Here is a 14,860-nt window from a genome sequence, read left to right as displayed (position 1 = left end):
GGGCCGCACACGTCTGCCCCTGCTACTGCCGCGCCTCCGCGAGCACCTCCTCGACCGTGTTCCAGAAGTCGACGCGGGCCTGGTGCGTCGCCGCGGGGGTCGCGTCGGGCTCGTTCAGGCCCAGGGGGAGGTAGGGCGCGTACGTGATGAAGTGCCCCGCATCCTCCTGGACGAGCGAACGGACCTGCTCCGGATCGCTGAACCGGGGCGTCATCTCGGCAAGAAGGTCGCAGGCCACCCACACCGGGTCGGCCGTCCCGCACGCGAGGACGACCGGCCCGGCGATCTCCTCGACGGCGACCTTCGTCTCCGGGCTCATCGGAGCCCGCGTGTACTGTGCACACGGCAGCCCGGCCCCCGCCACGGTCCAGGCTGGTCGTGTCGCGTCCGGGTAGCCGCAGAACACGATGCCCGACCCCGTCGGGGCGAACGCGCCGTACACCTCGTCGGGGCGGTTGGCCGCGAGCCACAAGGCCATCTCGCCTCCCCGTGAGACCCCGAACGTGAAGACGCGCTCGGTGTCGACCCCCGGCTGGTCGTGGAGCCAGGCGAGTCCGGTGAGGAAGGTCTCGACCGGTACGTCCGCGAGCGCGGGCGGCTGCCCCGGGCTCTTGAAGTAGCTGATCGCCAGCGCCGGATACCCGAGCTCGGCGAGCCACGTGGCGGTGGCTCGGGCGAGGCCCAGCCCCCCGTCGGAGCCGCTGAACACGAGCACGGCCGGCAACGAGGCGTCGGCCGAGAGCCCGTCCGGTGTCGCGTACGCGGCGACCATGCCACCGTCGGACACGTCGCGGACCTCGACGTCCGCCCCGTACCCGGTCCGCTCGACGACCGTCTCGGCCAGCGCTTCGCCGTCAGCGCTCACCGACAGCGTCACCGAGTGGTCCGCACCTCCTGACCCCACTCCGGGCAGGTTGCCCGCCATCGACCAGAACGGCCCCATGGCGTCAGGAGTCGTCCACGAGCCCTCGGTGGGGGCGTCCCTCGCGAGATCGACGCGCCCCTCGTCGTCAGCGGTGAACAGTGCGCGCGACGACATCGCGCTCCCGTCGAGCTCCGTCGTCGCGACCAGCCGCACCTCGCGCCCCGCGCCGAGCCCAGTCAGCGTGATCGCGAGCGGGTCGAAGGCCCCGTCCTGCTCGACGACCTCGATCGCCGGCTCGGGTTCGGGAGGCGCAGAGCATGCCGCGACGACCAGCGACGAAGCGGTCAGCAGGAGGGCAACGGCAGGGACATGGTCACGTCGTCGGGAGGCCATGGGTATATGTTCCCGTACCTCACCAATCCGGCACAACCCGGCACGCCGGGCCGGTGGCTCACCCCTCGATCCGCCTCGAGGACCTACTCCTGGCGCGCCTGCGCGAGCACTGCGTCGACCGCATCCCAGAAGTCGACGCGGGCCTGGTGGGTCGCCGCAGGGGTGGCACCGGGCTCGTCGAGACCCCACGGGACGTAGGGAGGTGCGGTGACGAGGTGCCCCGCCCCGCGCTGAACGATCGCGTGCACGCGCTCGGGATCGTCGAACCGAGACGCCATCTCGTCGAGCAGGTCGCAGGACCGCCACACGGCATCGGCACTCCCGCACGCGAGGACCACAGGCCCCGAGACCTCCTCGACCGGGACCTGCACCGCGGTGTTCGAGCCCATCGGTTCGTTCATCGGCAGGCAGGGCATCGGGGAGCCTTCGAAGGTCCAGGCCGACTTCCGCGCGTCCGGGATCCCGCAGACGAGGTACCCCGCTCCGACGGGGGCGAACGCGCCGTAGACCTGCTCCGGGCGGTTCGCCGCGAGCCACAGCGCCATCTCTCCCCCACGCGACGTCCCGAACGCGAAGACCCGCTCCGTGTCGACACCTGGCTGCGCACGCAACCACTCGAGTCCGGTGAGGAACGTCTCGACCGGGACCTCGGTGAGCGTCGACGGCTGCCCCGGGCTCTTGAAGTAGCTCACCGCCAGGGCGGGGTAGCCGAGCGCCGCGATCGAGTCCGCCGATGCACGCGCGGCGTCGAGTCCGCCCTCCGATCCCCCGAACACGAGGACGGCGGGCAACGGCTCGTCGGTCGAGAGGTCCGAGGGCGCCGCGTAGTAGGCGATCAGGCCGTCGTCGCCGACCTCCCTGAACCTGGCGTCGGTCAGTGCGCCACGCCGCTCGACGACGACATGGGTCAGCTCCTCGTCGCCCGCGCTCACGGTGAGCCGGACCTGATGGTCGGCCCGCCGTTCGAAGACCGCCGACGGCGGCCCGACCATCGACCAGAACGGTCCCATCGCATCGGGCGTCGTCCACGACCCGTCGGTCGGTGCGACGTCCGCGAGGTCCACCCGTCCCTCGTCGTCCGCGATGAACGTGGCGTGCGACGAGTAGGCGGACCCGCCGATGCCGGCCGTCGCCTCGAGCCGCACCTCCTGCCCTGCCCCGAGCCCGGTCAGCGTGATCGCGAGCGGGTCGAAAGCTCCCTCCTGGGCCACGACCTCGATCGCCGGTTCCTGCACGGGAGGCGCAGAGCACGCCGCGATCACCAGCAACGGAGCGGTCAGCAGGAGGGCGACAGCGGGGACAGGATCACGTCGTCGGGAGGCCATGCGCGGATACTCCCGCACCCGCCCGTTCTGAGACAACCGTGCCGCGCCGTGGTCGCGCGACCACTGCCGGGACCTGTCAGATCGAGAGAGCACTCGAGCCCTCGCTGGTTCTGACAGGTCGGCGCGCGATCCTCCCCTGTCAGAGCGAGCGAGGCCTCGAGGTCACGCTCGTTCTGACAACACGCGGCGTGGTCGGCGCCGCCGCCCTCGGGGTCCACGTCCAGCCGTCGTCCGTCCCCGCAGGGAACCGACCACCTGCCGGCGGGCGCCGCAGCGCCATCACCACGAGCGGCGCCACGAGCGCCGCGACCACGACCAGCCTCATCACGAGCTCCACGATGTCCATGCGTCCAGCCTGGTCCGGCGTCGCGCCCCGCACGAGTGGCAGGAGAGACAGGTGTCGACAAGATCCTGCCACGGGCGTAGCGTCGAAGGATGTTGCGCACAGTGGCGGCCGTCGTCGCCGACGGACTGGCCCCGTTCGAGTTCGGCGTCGTGTGCGAGGTGTTCGGCCTCGACCGCACGGACGACGGCGTCCCCCGGGTCGACTTCCGCGTCTGTGGCCCGGTCGCGGGAGCGCCCGTCCGTACCAGCATGGGTGCCTCCCTGGTCCCTGACCACGGGCTCGACGCGCTCGAGGACGCCGACCTGGTCGCGATCCCCGCGCTCACGATCCGCGACGAGTACCCGCCCGAGATCGTCGACGCCCTGCGCGCGGCCCACGCCCGCGGCGCGGTCCTGCTGAGCGTCTGCTCGGGCGCGTTCCTGCTCGCCGCGGCGGGGCTCGTCGACGGGCGCCGCATCACGACGCACTGGCGCCACGCGGAGGACCTCACGTCGCGGTTCCCGCAGGTCGACGTGGACCCGGACGTCCTGTTCGTCGACGACGGCGACATCATCACGAGCGCAGGGACGGCCGCCGGGATCGACGCGTGCCTGCACATCGTGCGCAAGGAGTTCGGCAGCGCGGCGGCCAACGCGATCGCGCGCCGCATGGTCGTCCCGCCCCAGCGCGACGGCGGGCAGCGCCAGTACATCGACCGCCCCGTGCCGGTGTGCGAGGAGCAGAGCATCCGCGAGGTGCTCGCCTGGATGAGCGATCACCTCGACGAGCCTCAGACCGTCGAGGACCTCGCGCGGCGCGCACACCTGTCGACGCGCACGTTCGCGCGCACGTTCGTCGCCGAGACGGGCACCACTCCCATGCAGTGGCTCGCGACCCAGCGCGTGCACCACGCCCGGACCCTGCTCGAGGAGTCGGGCCTCGACCTCGAGGAGATCGCGCGGCTGTGCGGGTTCGGGTCGGCCGCGCTGCTGCGGCACCACTTCCGCCGCGCGGTCGGCGTCCCGCCCACGGACTACCGGCAGACGTTCCGGCACGCGTCCTGAGCAGCATCGGGCGACGCGCGCGCCCGGGGTGCGCTCCGCCGTCGGGCCGTGTCCCACGTTGCACGACGGCGGCGCGCACCTAGGGTCGAGAGAGTCAGGTCCCGTCCGACGTGAGGTGCCCCATGACCGTCCCCGCTCCCCAGCCCCCCGTCCGGCCCGGACCGGACGACGCGACACGAGCATCTGGAGACGGCCTGCCGGGCGACCTGCCGACCGTGACGGTGCTCGGCACCGGCACCATGGGCACCGGGGTGGCGCACTCGCTGCTGCGGGCGGGCTTCGAGGTCACGGTGTGGAACAGGACCGCGTCGCGTGCGGCGCCGCTCGCCGACGCCGGGGCGCGCGTCGCCCCGACCTCGGCGCAAGCCGTGCACGGGGCCGATGTCGTCCTGAGCGTGCTGTTCGACGGCGCCGCCGTCCTCGACGTGCTCGACACGGCGGGCCCCTCGGTCGGCACGGGCGGGGTGTGGGTCCAGGCGTCGACCGTCGGGCGCGAGGGCACGGCCCGGATCGTCGAGCGCGCCCGGCAGCTCGGCGTGACCCTCGTCGAGGCCAACCTGCTCGGCACCAGGCAGCCGGCGGAGGACGGACAGCTCACGGTGCTCGCCGCCGGCGACCCCGACGTCCTGGCCGGGATCTCCCCCGTGCTCGACGCGATCTCCGCGAAGGTCGTGGTCGCCGGCACCGAGGTGGGACAGGGCACGGCCCTCAAGCTCGCGTGCAACGCCTGGCTCGCGGCGATCACGGCCGCGACGGCCCAGTCGATCGCGCTCGCCCGCGCCGAGGGCATCGACCCGCACCTGTTCCTCGACGCCATCGCCGACGGCGCCTCCGACTCCCCCTACGCCCACCTCAAGGGCACCGAGATGCTCACGGGCGTCTTCACCCCGCAGTTCGCGCTCGACGGGCTGCGCAAGGACATCGGGCTCATCTCGGAAGCCGCCGAGAACGCCGGGCTGGACCCCGCGCTGCTCGACGCACTGTCGAACCTGTACGCGAGCGCGGCCGCGCGCGGGCACGGGGGCGACGACATCGCCGCGGTGTACGTGGCGTTCGGCGCTCCCTCCGGGCGCTCGGAGCAGGACGAGACCGCGTAGGTCAGGCCGCTGCGCGCCCGTGCCGCCAGTACCCGATGAAGTCGACGTCGGCCTTGGGGACGCCGCGCTCGTTCACGAGGTGCCGTCGCGCCCCGGTGACCAGGCCCGACTCCCCCACGACGTAGGCGTAGACCTCCCCGGGCGGCAGGTCGGCCCTGGTCAGCGCGTCGAGCGCCAGACGCCCGGGGACCTGGTGCGGGTCGCCGCCGCACTCGTCGCGCGCGACCCACCGGAGCTCGACCCCGGCCGGGACACGGAAGTCCTGGGCGTCGGCCGCGAGCGGGAGCTCGACGATCGCGAGCCCGCGCGCGTCGTCGGGCAGCGAGGCGCAGATGCCCGCGACCGCGGGCAGACCCGTCTCGTCCGCGACGAGCAGCGTCCAGTCGTGCGGGGCGCGCGGGTTGTAGCCGACACCCTGGTCGAGGATCCCGACGGGGTGGCCCGCGCTCGCACCGAGCGCGAACGCCGACGCGGGGCCTCCGTCCTCGTGCGCGACGAAGTCGATGTCGAGCTCGCGCTCGGCGGGACGCACGTCCCGGACGGTGTAGTTGCGGACCCAGGGCCGCCGCGCCCTGGGAGTCGCGAGGTACTGCACGTACCAGAGCCCCGACGTGGCCGTGGGCAGGCGCAGGGACTCCTGGTCCTCTCGCGGCAGGAAGAGGCGGAACCACTGGTCGAACCCCATGGGGTCGAACTGCGCGATACCCTCGCCCCCGACGGTGACGCGCACGATCGACGGGCTGACCCGCCGCGACCTCACCACCTCGGCGGCGATGACCTGCACCACGGACGGCTTGACCATCTGAAACCCGGCCACGAGACTCCTTCGATCGAAAGAAGGCCAGGCTAACCTAAGCCAGTCGTAGAGCGCCGAGAACGCCCACCCAGCGGCCTCCCCGACCCGCCGCACGGCCCAACCCGCACCGGACCTTCGTCCTTCCTCCACCCTGATCCGGATGTCACACGTAGACTCGGGCCATCTGTACAACGGGCATCTCGCTCACCACCGCGGCTGGGAAGTCGACACCAGCCCTGTGAGGGACGTATGACCGACACTGCAGTCCGCCCCGGATTCCGCCCGACGAAGCCGCGCACCAGCGACGGGACGAGCGTCACCAGCACCTACACCGAGCTCTCCAAGCGCATCCGTGAGGCCGGGCTCCTCGAGCGGACCCACGGCTACTACGGCTGGGTCGCCGCGATCCTCACGGTCGCGCTCGGCGGCGCCGTCGCCGGCTTCGTGCTCCTGGGCGACTCGTGGTTCCAGCTCCTCATCGCGGGCGCGCTGGGGCTGATCCTCACGCAGTTCGCGTTCCTCTCGCACGAGGCCGCGCACCGCACGATCCTCACGTCGGGACCCGCGAACGACCGCGTCGGGCGGTTCCTGGCCAACGGCGTCGTCGGCATCAGCTACTCGTGGTGGATGAACAAGCACACACGCCACCACGCGAACCCGAACCGCGTCGGCAAGGACCCGGACATCGAGACCGACACCATCTCGTTCCTCGAGGAGAGCGCGGCCGAGCAGAAGGGCTTCCTCGCCCTCATCACGCGCCACCAGGGCTGGCTGTTCTTCCCGCTGCTGACGCTCGAGGGCATCAACCTGCACATGATCTCGATCCGCTCGCTGCTGTCGTCCGCGAAGAGCCGGGCACGGACGCTCGAGCTCGTGACCATCGCCGTGCGCCTCACGCTCTACGTGGGCGTCGTCCTCTGGTTCCTGCCGCTGGGCATGGCGTTCGCGTTCCTTGGTGTACAACTCGCAGTGTTCGGCGTGTACATGGGTGCGTCCTTCGCGCCCAACCACAAGGGCATGGCGATCATCCCCGCGGACAGCAAGCTCGACTTCCTGTCCAAGCAGGTCCTGACCTCGCGCAACATCACGGGCGGGCGTGTCATGAACGTCCTCATGGGCGGTCTCAACTACCAGATCGAGCACCACCTGTTCCCGAGCATGCCCCGCCCCCACCTCGCCAAGGCCCGCCTCATGGTCCGTGAGCACTGCGCACGACTGGGCATGCCGTACACGGAGACCAACCTGCTCGCGTCGTACGCGATCGTGGTCCGCTACCTCAACCGGGTGGGCCTCGCGGCGCGCGACCCGTTCGACTGCCCGATGTTCAACCAGCTCCGCAAGGTCTGAGCCTCCTCACCCCTCGCCCTCGCTCGTGTCAGAACCAACGAGCCCTCGAGCTCACGCCGGTTCTGACACGTCGGGTCCGGCGCGGTCCACCGCCCGCACCGGCTGGCGCAGCACCGTCCGCAGCTTGTCGGGTGCAGTCCGGCGCACGTCGCTCAGGTAGATCTCGTGGTGCGGGCCGTCGAACGTCAGCCCGTGCTCGGGCAGGTACTCGTCGTGCAGGCGGGCGAGCGTCGGCGCCTCGTCGTCGTAGGACCCGACGTGCAGGACCTGCACCGCGTCCCCCTCGTCGTACGTCGCGAAGCGCACCCGGTCGAGCGCGGGCAGCCCCTTCTTGCGGGTCGTCGCCTCGGCCACGTCGGCCACGAACGCGTCGGTGAGCCAGTCGGGTTGCAGCACCATGAGGGTCCAGCTCCACGCGTCCTTGTCGCGGCGCACGAACGAGGCCGGATCCTCAGCGGTCCACAGCCCTTCGAGCGGCCCGACGACGTAGTCCCTGCCCAGGTCCTTCTTGCTCGCGAACTTCACGGCGTACGAGAGCGAGAACAACGCCTCGACCGCCTGCGCGTACGCCGGAGCCGTGTTCGGGTCGCCCTCGCCGTCGATCTGCAGGTACGCGAGCGGCGGCACGACGACCCGCGTGAACTCGCGGGGCGGCGCGTACAGCTCTCGGTGCACCGTGCGCAGGTCGACCTTGTCCATGGGGTCCTCCGGGTTCACGAACGACGGGTCGCGGGCGGAACGCACCCACGAGTGCTCGGGACCATGCTCGCCCGGCCCCACGGGGCGGGCGACCCGAACGCGCCCGGTGCGCGGCGCCGTCGGGCCGGGACGACGAGGAGGTGAGCCACGTCGCTCTGCCTGACGACGTCGCCCACCTCCTCAGCCTCCCTCGCCCCGCGCGGGTTCGCACTCCCGCGCCGGGCCTCAGAGCGCCTGGATGATGTTCTCCACCTGGTCCTTGGCGTCTCCGAAGAGCATCGCGGTGTTGTCCTTGAAGAACAGCGGGTTCTGGACCCCCGCGTACCCCGTGGCCATCGACCGCTTGAAGACGATCACCTGCTTCGCGTTCCAGACCTCCAGCACGGGCATGCCCGCGATCGGGGACCCGGGATCGTCGAGGGCCGCCGGGTTGACCGTGTCGTTGGCGCCGATGACGAGCACGACGTCGGTGTCCGGCAGGTCACCGTTGATCTCGTCCATCTCGAGGACGATGTCGTAGGGCACCTTGGCCTCGGCGAGCAGGACGTTCATGTGCCCGGGCAGGCGCCCCGCGACGGGGTGCACGCCGAACCGGACCTCGATGCCGCGCTCGCGCAGCCGGCGCACCAGGTCCGCGACGGGGTACTGCGCCTTGGCGACCGCCATGCCGTAGCCGGGCGTGACCACGACCGAGCGGGCGTGCTTGAGCAGGTCCGCGACCTCGGCCGCCTGGATCTCGTGGTGCTCGCCGTAGTCCTGGTCCGAGGCCACGACCGTGCCGCCCTCGGCCCCGAAGCCGCCCAGGATGACGCTCACGAACGAGCGGTTCATGGCCTTGCACATGATGTAGGACAGGATCGCACCCGAGGACCCGACGAGAGCACCGGTGATGATGAGCAGGTCGTTGCTGAGCATGAAGCCCGCCGCGGCCGCGGCCCACCCGGAGTACGAGTTGAGCATCGAGACGACGACCGGCATGTCGCCGCCGCCGATCGAGGCGACCAGGTGCCAGCCGAGCGCGAGCGCGACGACCGTCATGAGGATCAACGGCAGCAGACCGTGGCCCGCGATGAACCAGGCCATGAGGCCGCCCGAGGCGACGAGCGCCCCGAGGTTCCACCAGTTGCGCCCCGGCAGCATGAGCGGGTTCGACCGGATGCGCGCCGACAGCTTGAGGTAGGCCACGATCGAACCCGTGAACGTCACGGCCCCGATGAGCACCCCGAGGAAGACCTCGACCAGGTGCACCACGTCGCCCTGCTCGGTCAGGTACGAGTTGAAGCCGACGAGGACCGCGGAGAGGCCCACGAAGCTGTGCAGGAGCGCGATCATCTCGGGCATCTGCGTCATCTCGACGCTGCGCGCACGCCACGTCCCGACGACCGCGCCGATCAGGAACACCATGGCGATGAGCAGCAGCGTCACCATGACGGGACGCTCGCTGTCCTGCAGCGCGAGCGCGACCGTGGCCACGAGGGCGAGCCCCATGCCCGTCATGCCGAGCAGGCTGCCGCGACGAGCGGTCTCCTGCGTGGACAGGCCCGCGAGGCTGAGGATGAACAGGACGGCTGCGATGACGTAAGCAGCCTGGACCAGGGAGGTCAGCACGGGTCAGGCCTCCTTCCGGAACATGCCGATCATGCGGTAGGCCACGAGGAACCCACCGAAGATGTTGACGGAGGCCAGGGCGGCCGCGACGAAGGCGATCGTGGTGACCACCCAGCTCGAGTCGCCGATCTGCAGGAGCGCGCCGACCAGGATGATCCCGGAGATCGCGTTCGTCTGGGCCATGAGGGGGGTGTGCAGCGAGTGGCTCACGTTCGAGATGACGTAGTAGCCCACGACCACCGCGAGCGCGAACACCGTGAAGTGCCCCACGAACGCGGGCGGCGAGAACGTGATGGCGAGCGCTGCCAGGACTGCGGCCAGGGCGTACCCGACCGCCCGGCGGGTGCCGCGCCGTCGGGCGTCGTCGAGGGCGGTCGCCGCGTCGAGCGCGGCCTGGGCCTCGTCCACCACGGGCGCTGCCGGGGCCACGGGGGCTGCGGCCGAGACCGCGACCGGGGGCGGCGGCCACAGGACCTCGCCCGCCCGCGCGACCGTCATGCCGCGCAGCACCTCGTCGTCCAGGTCGAGCACGACCTGTCCGTCGTTGCCCGGGGTCAGCAGCTTGAGCAGGTTGACGATGTTCGTGCCCACGAGCTGCGACGTGTGCTTGGGCATGCGGCTCGTGAGGTCCGTGTACCCGAGGATCACGACGCCGTTCTCGGTGACGACGCGCTCCCCCGGCACCGTGAGCTCGCAGTTCCCGCCGCCCGAGGCCGCGAGGTCCACGATCACGCTGCCGGGGCGCATCGCGGCGACCATCTCGGCGCTGATGGTGCGCGGCGCGCGACCCCGCACGAGTGCCGTGGTGATGACGATGTCGGCGCGCGCCGTCTCGGCCGCGTACATCTCCGCGGTGAGGCGCTCCTGCTCGGCCGTCAGCGCGCTCGCGTAGCCGTCGGTGCTGACCTCCTGGCGTGCGCCCTCGGCCTGGACGAACTCGGCACCCATCGATTCGATCTGCTCGCCGACCTCGGGACGCACGTCGAACGCGCGCACCTGCGCGCCGAGGCTCGCGGCCGTGCCGATCGCTGCGAGACCCGCGACGCCCGCACCGATCACGAACACGGTCGCCGGGGCCGTCTTGCCCGCCGCGGTCACCTGGCCTGCGAACATGCCGCCGTACTCCTCGGCCGACTCGATCACCGCGCGGTAGCCCGCGACGTTCGACATCGCGCTGAGCACGTCGAGCGACTGGGCGCGCGAGATGCGCGGCACGGCGTCGAGGGCCAGGGCCGTGACGCCGTGGTCCGCGAGCTGCTGCACGAGGGCCTCGTTCGCACCGGGGGCCAGCATGGCGACCAGGGTCGCGCCCTCGCTCAGCGCCGCGACCTGCTCGGCCGACGGGGCGTTGACGGCCGTGACGACGTCCGCTCCCCACGCCTGCGCGGCGTCGCCCAGGCTCGCGCCTGCCTCCGAGTACGCCTCGTCGGGGTAGCTCGCGCGCTCACCGGCGCCGCGCTCGACCACGACGTCGTACCCGAGGCCCACGAGCTGGGCCACCGTACGGGGCGTCGCGGCGACGAGCCGCTCGCCGGGACGGGTCTCTCTGGGCACGCCGATGCGCATGCTGACCTCCTTGCTCGGATGGTTGCACGGTATCGGTACGGCAAAGAAAGCGCCGCAAGGCACGCATCGTGGACGAATGTCGTCCACGCGGATCGCGGTCCGGGAGGCGAGACGGGTGGTCCGGTCCGAGACGGGCGAGTGCGCCGGCGGCGCGGAGACCCGTCTCGGACGGAAGCGCCCGTCTCACCTGCGCCGCAGCCGTCCCCCGCCCGACGGCGCCAATCACCTGGCATCTGCCACGCGCCGCTGGCTAGGGTCGCGCCATGAGTGCTTCCGGACCTCCCGACGCCCGCGGGCGACTCGTCGAGGACCCGTTCGACCATCGCGTCACGGCGTCCGGGACCGTCCTGGCCTACCGAGGCGGCCGGCTCGTCGCGACGATCTCCGGCGCCCGGGCGGCGCGACTGATCGCCGCTCTGGAGACCGCCGACGAGGACCGGACGCAGCACCTGCTGGCGCGGGCCACCGGGAACTACCGTCGGGGCAACGAACGGCGGTGACCCGTCGGGGCGCGCATCCGACCTTCCCCGCCCATCCTATGACGTACGCCACATTCGCCCCCTGACGGGCGAAAACCACCCCGGACAACGACGAAGGCCGCCTCCCTCGCGGGAGACGGCCTTCGTGTCGGGTGGAGCTGAGGGGACTCGAACCCCTGACCCCCTGCATGCCATGCAGGTGCGCTACCAGCTGCGCCACAGCCCCAGAACCATTGCTGGCCCCGTGCTTCCGTGAGGTTTTCCCCCTCGGAAGCATCGCTAGTTTATGCCGAAGTCGGCTGGAAAATCCAATCGGGTCCAGACGCCCACTCGTCGAGCGAGAAGTCCGCTCCGACGTTGTGCGCGACGAGCCTCCACGCGGGGTGCGCGTTGGCGCCCGAGCGCTGGAGCTGGGACCAGTGGACGTTGTTCAGCCCGGAGATCCCCCGCCATCCCGACGGGTCCAGCCCGAGCATCGCGGTGATCGCGAGCGTGATCGCCGCACCGTGCGAGACGACCACGAGCGTGTCCTTCTCGTCCAGGGCATCGGCGTGCTCGGTCACGGCCTCGACCATGCGGGCCGCGACGTCGGCCCGTGACTCGGCGCCCGCACGTGCGGGCTCCTCGCCACGGCGCCACGCCGCGTACTCGTCGGGCCAGCGCTCGGCGAGCTCGACGCCCGTCATGCCCTCCCACTCGCCGAACCCGCGCTCGCGCAGACGCTCGTCGAGCGAGACGGGCAGGCCCGTCGCCTTCCCGTAGTACGTGGCGGTCTCTGCCGCACGCGTCAGGTCCGACGCGACGACGACCGTCGCGGCGTGCGCGGCCGCGAGCGACCGGGCCCCCTGCTCGGCCTGCCAGTGGCCGACCGCGTCCAGCGGGATGTCGACCTGCCCCTGGAGGCGCATGGCCGCGTTGTACTCGGTGCGCCCGTGACGCAGGAAGACGACGGTGCGAGCGCTCACGCCTGCGGGTCCTCCGCGAGGTGGATGGCACCGTCGGTCCCGGCGTCCTCGTTCGAGGAGCCGTCTCCGCCGCGAGCGTCCTCGGGCAGCTCGATGGCCGGGCAGTCCTTCCAGAGGCGCTCGAGCGCGTAGTAGACCCGGTCCTCCGAGTGCTGGACGTGCACGACGATGTCGCCGAAGTCCAGCAGGACCCAGCGCGACTCCGACTTGCCCTCGCGGCGGATGGGCTTGACCCCCACCTTGTGCAGCTCTTCCTCGACGGCGTCCACGATCGCGGACACCTGCCGTTCGCTCGTTCCCGAGGCGATCAGGAAGACGTCGGTGAGCACGAGCTGCTCACTGACGTCCAGGGCGATGATCTCTTCGGCCTTGCGGTCCGATGCGGCGCGGGCCGCGATCACCGCAAGCTCGACAGCGCGTTCCGTTGCAGTCACGACTCTCCGTGTTGTTGATTCGGGGCCTGTCAGGAGGACAGGCCGTGGTGGTGCGTGGGGCCCGAGGCCAGTGCCTCGATGCCGGTCGGGGCGAACGGCTCGGCGACGCTCGCCCCCTTGCCCAGAAGGAGCTGCCAGATCAGCAGCCCCAGGACGAAGGCCACGGCGATGAGGATCAGGTAGTGCAGCCAGGTGTACGCGTGCCCCGGGGGCCGCTCGTCCACCTCGTCGTCCTCGTCGCCCTCGGCACCGCGAGCCGTCGGGCTCTGGCGCGCGCCCGCGGCGGCCGGGAACGGGGAGTCCTCGTCGGTTCCCTGTCCGCCGTCGCTCGACGCCCCGGGAAAGGGAGAGGCCGGCGAGGCCGGCTGGGCCGGGGTGACGGGAGACTGGGTCTCCCACGGGAGCGCAGCGCGCGCGGGCTCCGCGGGCTGCTGCGCGAGCCCGCTCGGGGCGCTCTGCTCCCACGGCAGCGGCGCAGGGGCGGGGGCCGGGGTCGCTGCGGCTCGCGGCGCGTCCGGCGCGGGGGTCCGCGACGCCACCGACTCCCGCGCGGGCGTCGCCTGCGCAGGAGGGAAGGGTGAGGACTGCTGCGCGGACGGGAAGGGTGAGGGCGCGCTCTGGGGCGCCTGCTCCGGGGCCGCCGGGCGCGTCGGCGTCGCGAAGGGCGACGGCGCTGTCGACGGGGCCCGCATGCTCTGGCGGACCGGCGGGTTCATCCCGGGGGGCGGGGACTGCGCGGGGCGGATCGCTACCCGCTCGGCCGTCTCCTGGATCGGCGTGAGCCTGCCGGTCTCGTCGACGCCGCGCATGCCACCGGTCATCGACGGTGGTCGGACGACCGGCGCCTGGGGCGAGTACCCGTCGGTGGGCGTCGGGGCCGACACGTCACGCATCGAACGTCTCGAAGGCGGCGGGCCGGCGGGTGCCTGGACCGGCGGTGGGGCGTAGCCGCCCGTCGCGGACGGCGCAGCTCCCGCCGCCTGCTCGGCCGCCGCGGCTTCACGCTCGCGGATCTCTCGGCGCGTCAAGGGGCGGACGGGCTGCATGCTCCCGTGCTGATCACTCATGATGCTGATCCTCTGTACAGGCCGTGCTTCGCGATGTACTGGACGACTCCGTCCGGCACCAGGTACCAGACCGGTTGGCCGGCCTCCGCCCGTTGCCGACAGTCCGTCGACGAGATCGCGAGCGCGGGGATCTCCAACGTGGAGACGACCCCGGACGGCAGACTGTCGACGCTGAGTCGGTGTCCCGGACGGGAGACCGCCACGAAGTGTGCCATCTTCCAGAGGTCGTCGGCATCCTTCCAGGTCAGCATCTGCTCGATCGCGTCGGCACCGGAGATGAAGTAGAGGTCTGCCTCGGGTCGCTGCTCACGCAGGTCGCGCAGCGTGTCCACGGTGTAGGTGAGCCCTGGCCGGTCGACGTCGACCCGGCTCACGGTGAAACGTGGGTTGGAGGCGGTCGCGATGACCGTCATGAGATAACGGTGCTCGGGGGCGGTGACCTTCTGGTGCTGCTTGAAGCTGGGCTTTCCGGTGGGGACGAAGATGACCTCGTCGAGCTCGAAGCGGGCCGCGGCCTCGCTCGCAGCGACGAGGTGCCCGTGGTGGATGGGGTCGAACGTGCCACCCATCACCCCGAGCCGGGGGCGCTTGCTCGCCGTCATCTCCGAAGGATCCACCAGCGCCCGGGTCAGTGGCGGGTACCGACGCTACGGAAGGCGTAGGTCACGAGGAGCAGGCCGACGAGCACCCCGAAGGCGACGATGCCGAACCCGACGGGCGGGATCGGGAGGTGGGTGACGGCTTCGGTGTTCTCCTGGGCAACCTGTGCGGCAGCAGCGAGCACGATGTCCTCCTAGTAGGTCTGAGCGTGGTGCGGGTCAGCAGGTGAT

Annotated in this window: 16 protein-coding genes and 1 tRNA gene; 4 read left to right on the top strand and 13 right to left on the bottom strand. The window is 71.6% G+C overall.

Features of this window, described 5'->3' with window-relative positions; translation table 11 throughout:
- Window positions 1-22 precede the first annotated feature (22 nt).
- The 3 genes from JOD49_RS18750 to JOD49_RS18740 form a co-directional block, all read right to left on the bottom strand.
- The gene (locus JOD49_RS18750; protein WP_205308500.1) at window positions 23-1,258 is read right to left on the bottom strand and encodes an acyl-CoA thioesterase/BAAT N-terminal domain-containing protein; all 1,236 of its coding nucleotides are present in this window, start codon (window positions 1,256-1,258) and stop codon (window positions 23-25) included.
- 83 nt (window positions 1,259-1,341) lie between these two features.
- The gene (locus JOD49_RS18745) at window positions 1,342-2,583 is read right to left on the bottom strand and encodes an acyl-CoA thioesterase/bile acid-CoA:amino acid N-acyltransferase family protein (RefSeq protein ID WP_205308499.1); all 1,242 of its coding nucleotides are present in this window, start codon (window positions 2,581-2,583) and stop codon (window positions 1,342-1,344) included.
- A gap of 139 nt (window positions 2,584-2,722) precedes the next feature.
- The gene (locus JOD49_RS18740; protein WP_205308498.1) at window positions 2,723-2,929 is read right to left on the bottom strand and encodes a hypothetical protein; all 207 of its coding nucleotides are present in this window, start codon (window positions 2,927-2,929) and stop codon (window positions 2,723-2,725) included.
- Between the two features lie 89 nt (window positions 2,930-3,018).
- Here JOD49_RS18740 and JOD49_RS18735 point away from each other — a divergent pair, with 89 nt between their 5' ends.
- Together JOD49_RS18735 and JOD49_RS18730 are read left to right on the top strand one after the other, a co-directional pair.
- The gene (locus JOD49_RS18735) at window positions 3,019-3,972 is read left to right on the top strand and encodes a helix-turn-helix domain-containing protein (protein ID WP_205308497.1); all 954 of its coding nucleotides are present in this window, start codon (window positions 3,019-3,021) and stop codon (window positions 3,970-3,972) included.
- 122 nt (window positions 3,973-4,094) lie between these two features.
- Window positions 4,095-5,069, top strand: a complete 975-nt coding sequence (locus tag JOD49_RS18730; RefSeq protein WP_239525259.1) for an NAD(P)-dependent oxidoreductase — start codon at window positions 4,095-4,097, stop codon at window positions 5,067-5,069.
- Between the two features lies 1 nt (window position 5,070).
- Here the strand turns inward: JOD49_RS18730 and JOD49_RS18725 are convergent, their stop codons facing one another.
- Window positions 5,071-5,886, bottom strand: coding sequence for a siderophore-interacting protein (locus JOD49_RS18725; protein ID WP_307822645.1), 816 nt, complete (start codon window positions 5,884-5,886; stop codon window positions 5,071-5,073).
- A gap of 228 nt (window positions 5,887-6,114) precedes the next feature.
- Between JOD49_RS18725 and JOD49_RS18720 the strand changes: the two genes are divergently transcribed.
- Window positions 6,115-7,212 carry a fatty acid desaturase family protein gene (locus JOD49_RS18720; protein ID WP_205308496.1) on the top strand — a complete coding sequence of 366 codons (1,098 nt, stop codon included), beginning with the start codon at window positions 6,115-6,117 and terminating at the stop codon, window positions 7,210-7,212.
- A gap of 51 nt (window positions 7,213-7,263) precedes the next feature.
- On the opposite strand, the gene JOD49_RS18715 is transcribed toward JOD49_RS18720, so the two are convergent.
- From JOD49_RS18715 to JOD49_RS18705, 3 genes are all read right to left on the bottom strand, one after another.
- Window positions 7,264-7,956 carry a GyrI-like domain-containing protein gene (locus JOD49_RS18715; protein WP_307822644.1) on the bottom strand — a complete coding sequence of 231 codons (693 nt, stop codon included), beginning with the start codon at window positions 7,954-7,956 and terminating at the stop codon, window positions 7,264-7,266.
- A gap of 180 nt (window positions 7,957-8,136) precedes the next feature.
- Window positions 8,137-9,519 carry a Re/Si-specific NAD(P)(+) transhydrogenase subunit beta gene (gene pntB, locus JOD49_RS18710; protein ID WP_205308495.1) on the bottom strand — a complete coding sequence of 461 codons (1,383 nt, stop codon included), beginning with the start codon at window positions 9,517-9,519 and terminating at the stop codon, window positions 8,137-8,139.
- Window positions 9,520-9,522: 3 nt separating this feature from the next.
- Window positions 9,523-11,085: a Re/Si-specific NAD(P)(+) transhydrogenase subunit alpha gene (locus JOD49_RS18705; RefSeq protein WP_205308494.1), complete on the bottom strand. Its 1,563-nt coding sequence runs from the start codon at window positions 11,083-11,085 to the stop codon at window positions 9,523-9,525.
- Window positions 11,086-11,348: 263 nt separating this feature from the next.
- On the opposite strand from JOD49_RS18705, the gene JOD49_RS18700 reads away from it, so the two are divergent.
- Window positions 11,349-11,585: a hypothetical protein gene (locus tag JOD49_RS18700; protein ID WP_205308493.1), complete on the top strand. Its 237-nt coding sequence runs from the start codon at window positions 11,349-11,351 to the stop codon at window positions 11,583-11,585.
- A 132-nt stretch (window positions 11,586-11,717) separates the two neighbouring features.
- Here JOD49_RS18700 and JOD49_RS18695 read toward each other — a convergent pair.
- The 6 genes from JOD49_RS18695 to JOD49_RS18670 form a co-directional block, all read right to left on the bottom strand.
- Window positions 11,718-11,790, bottom strand: a tRNA-Ala gene (locus tag JOD49_RS18695).
- Window positions 11,791-11,848: 58 nt separating this feature from the next.
- Window positions 11,849-12,529, bottom strand: a complete 681-nt coding sequence (locus tag JOD49_RS18690; protein WP_205308492.1) for a histidine phosphatase family protein — start codon at window positions 12,527-12,529, stop codon at window positions 11,849-11,851.
- Window positions 12,526-12,963, bottom strand: coding sequence for a ribosome silencing factor (gene rsfS / locus JOD49_RS18685; RefSeq protein WP_205308491.1), 438 nt, complete (start codon window positions 12,961-12,963; stop codon window positions 12,526-12,528). The genes JOD49_RS18690 and rsfS overlap by 4 nt, the downstream gene beginning before the upstream one ends.
- A 29-nt stretch (window positions 12,964-12,992) precedes the next feature.
- Window positions 12,993-14,030 (bottom strand): hypothetical protein, encoded by a 1,038-nt coding sequence (locus JOD49_RS18680; RefSeq protein ID WP_205308490.1) that lies wholly within the window; start codon window positions 14,028-14,030, stop codon window positions 12,993-12,995.
- Window positions 14,027-14,632 carry a nicotinate-nucleotide adenylyltransferase gene (gene nadD, locus JOD49_RS18675; RefSeq protein WP_205308489.1) on the bottom strand — a complete coding sequence of 202 codons (606 nt, stop codon included), beginning with the start codon at window positions 14,630-14,632 and terminating at the stop codon, window positions 14,027-14,029. Before nadD ends, JOD49_RS18680 begins: the two co-directional genes overlap by 4 nt.
- Window positions 14,633-14,658: 26 nt before the next feature.
- Window positions 14,659-14,814 carry a hypothetical protein gene (locus JOD49_RS18670; RefSeq protein ID WP_191788907.1) on the bottom strand — a complete coding sequence of 52 codons (156 nt, stop codon included), beginning with the start codon at window positions 14,812-14,814 and terminating at the stop codon, window positions 14,659-14,661.
- Window positions 14,815-14,860 lie beyond the last annotated feature (46 nt).

Origin of the sequence: Oerskovia jenensis (assembly GCF_016907235.1) — a bacterium.
In the GTDB taxonomy this organism is placed as follows: Bacteria; Actinomycetota; Actinomycetes; order Actinomycetales; family Cellulomonadaceae; genus Oerskovia; species Oerskovia jenensis.
Note: the sequence above shows the minus strand (reverse complement) of the source record. Positions and strands in the feature narration are given on the sequence as shown.

Excerpts from the sequence above, each read along its gene's own strand:
- JOD49_RS18750 (WP_205308500.1), bottom strand. The coding sequence starts at position 1,258 with ATGGCCTCCCGACGACGTGACCATGTCCCTGCCGTTGCCCTCCTGCTG.
- JOD49_RS18745 (WP_205308499.1), bottom strand. The coding sequence starts at position 2,583 with ATGGCCTCCCGACGACGTGATCCTGTCCCCGCTGTCGCCCTCCTGCTG.
- JOD49_RS18740 (WP_205308498.1), bottom strand. The coding sequence starts at position 2,929 with ATGGACATCGTGGAGCTCGTGATGAGGCTGGTCGTGGTCGCGGCGCTC.
- JOD49_RS18735 (WP_205308497.1), top strand. The coding sequence starts at position 3,019 with ATGTTGCGCACAGTGGCGGCCGTCGTCGCCGACGGACTGGCCCCGTTC.
- JOD49_RS18730 (WP_239525259.1), top strand. The coding sequence starts at position 4,095 with ATGACCGTCCCCGCTCCCCAGCCCCCCGTCCGGCCCGGACCGGACGAC.
- JOD49_RS18720 (WP_205308496.1), top strand. The coding sequence starts at position 6,115 with ATGACCGACACTGCAGTCCGCCCCGGATTCCGCCCGACGAAGCCGCGC.
- JOD49_RS18705 (WP_205308494.1), bottom strand. The coding sequence starts at position 11,085 with ATGCGCATCGGCGTGCCCAGAGAGACCCGTCCCGGCGAGCGGCTCGTC.
- JOD49_RS18700 (WP_205308493.1), top strand. The coding sequence starts at position 11,349 with ATGAGTGCTTCCGGACCTCCCGACGCCCGCGGGCGACTCGTCGAGGAC.
- JOD49_RS18680 (WP_205308490.1), bottom strand. The coding sequence starts at position 14,030 with ATGAGTGATCAGCACGGGAGCATGCAGCCCGTCCGCCCCTTGACGCGC.
- nadD (WP_205308489.1), bottom strand. The coding sequence starts at position 14,632 with ATGACGGCGAGCAAGCGCCCCCGGCTCGGGGTGATGGGTGGCACGTTC.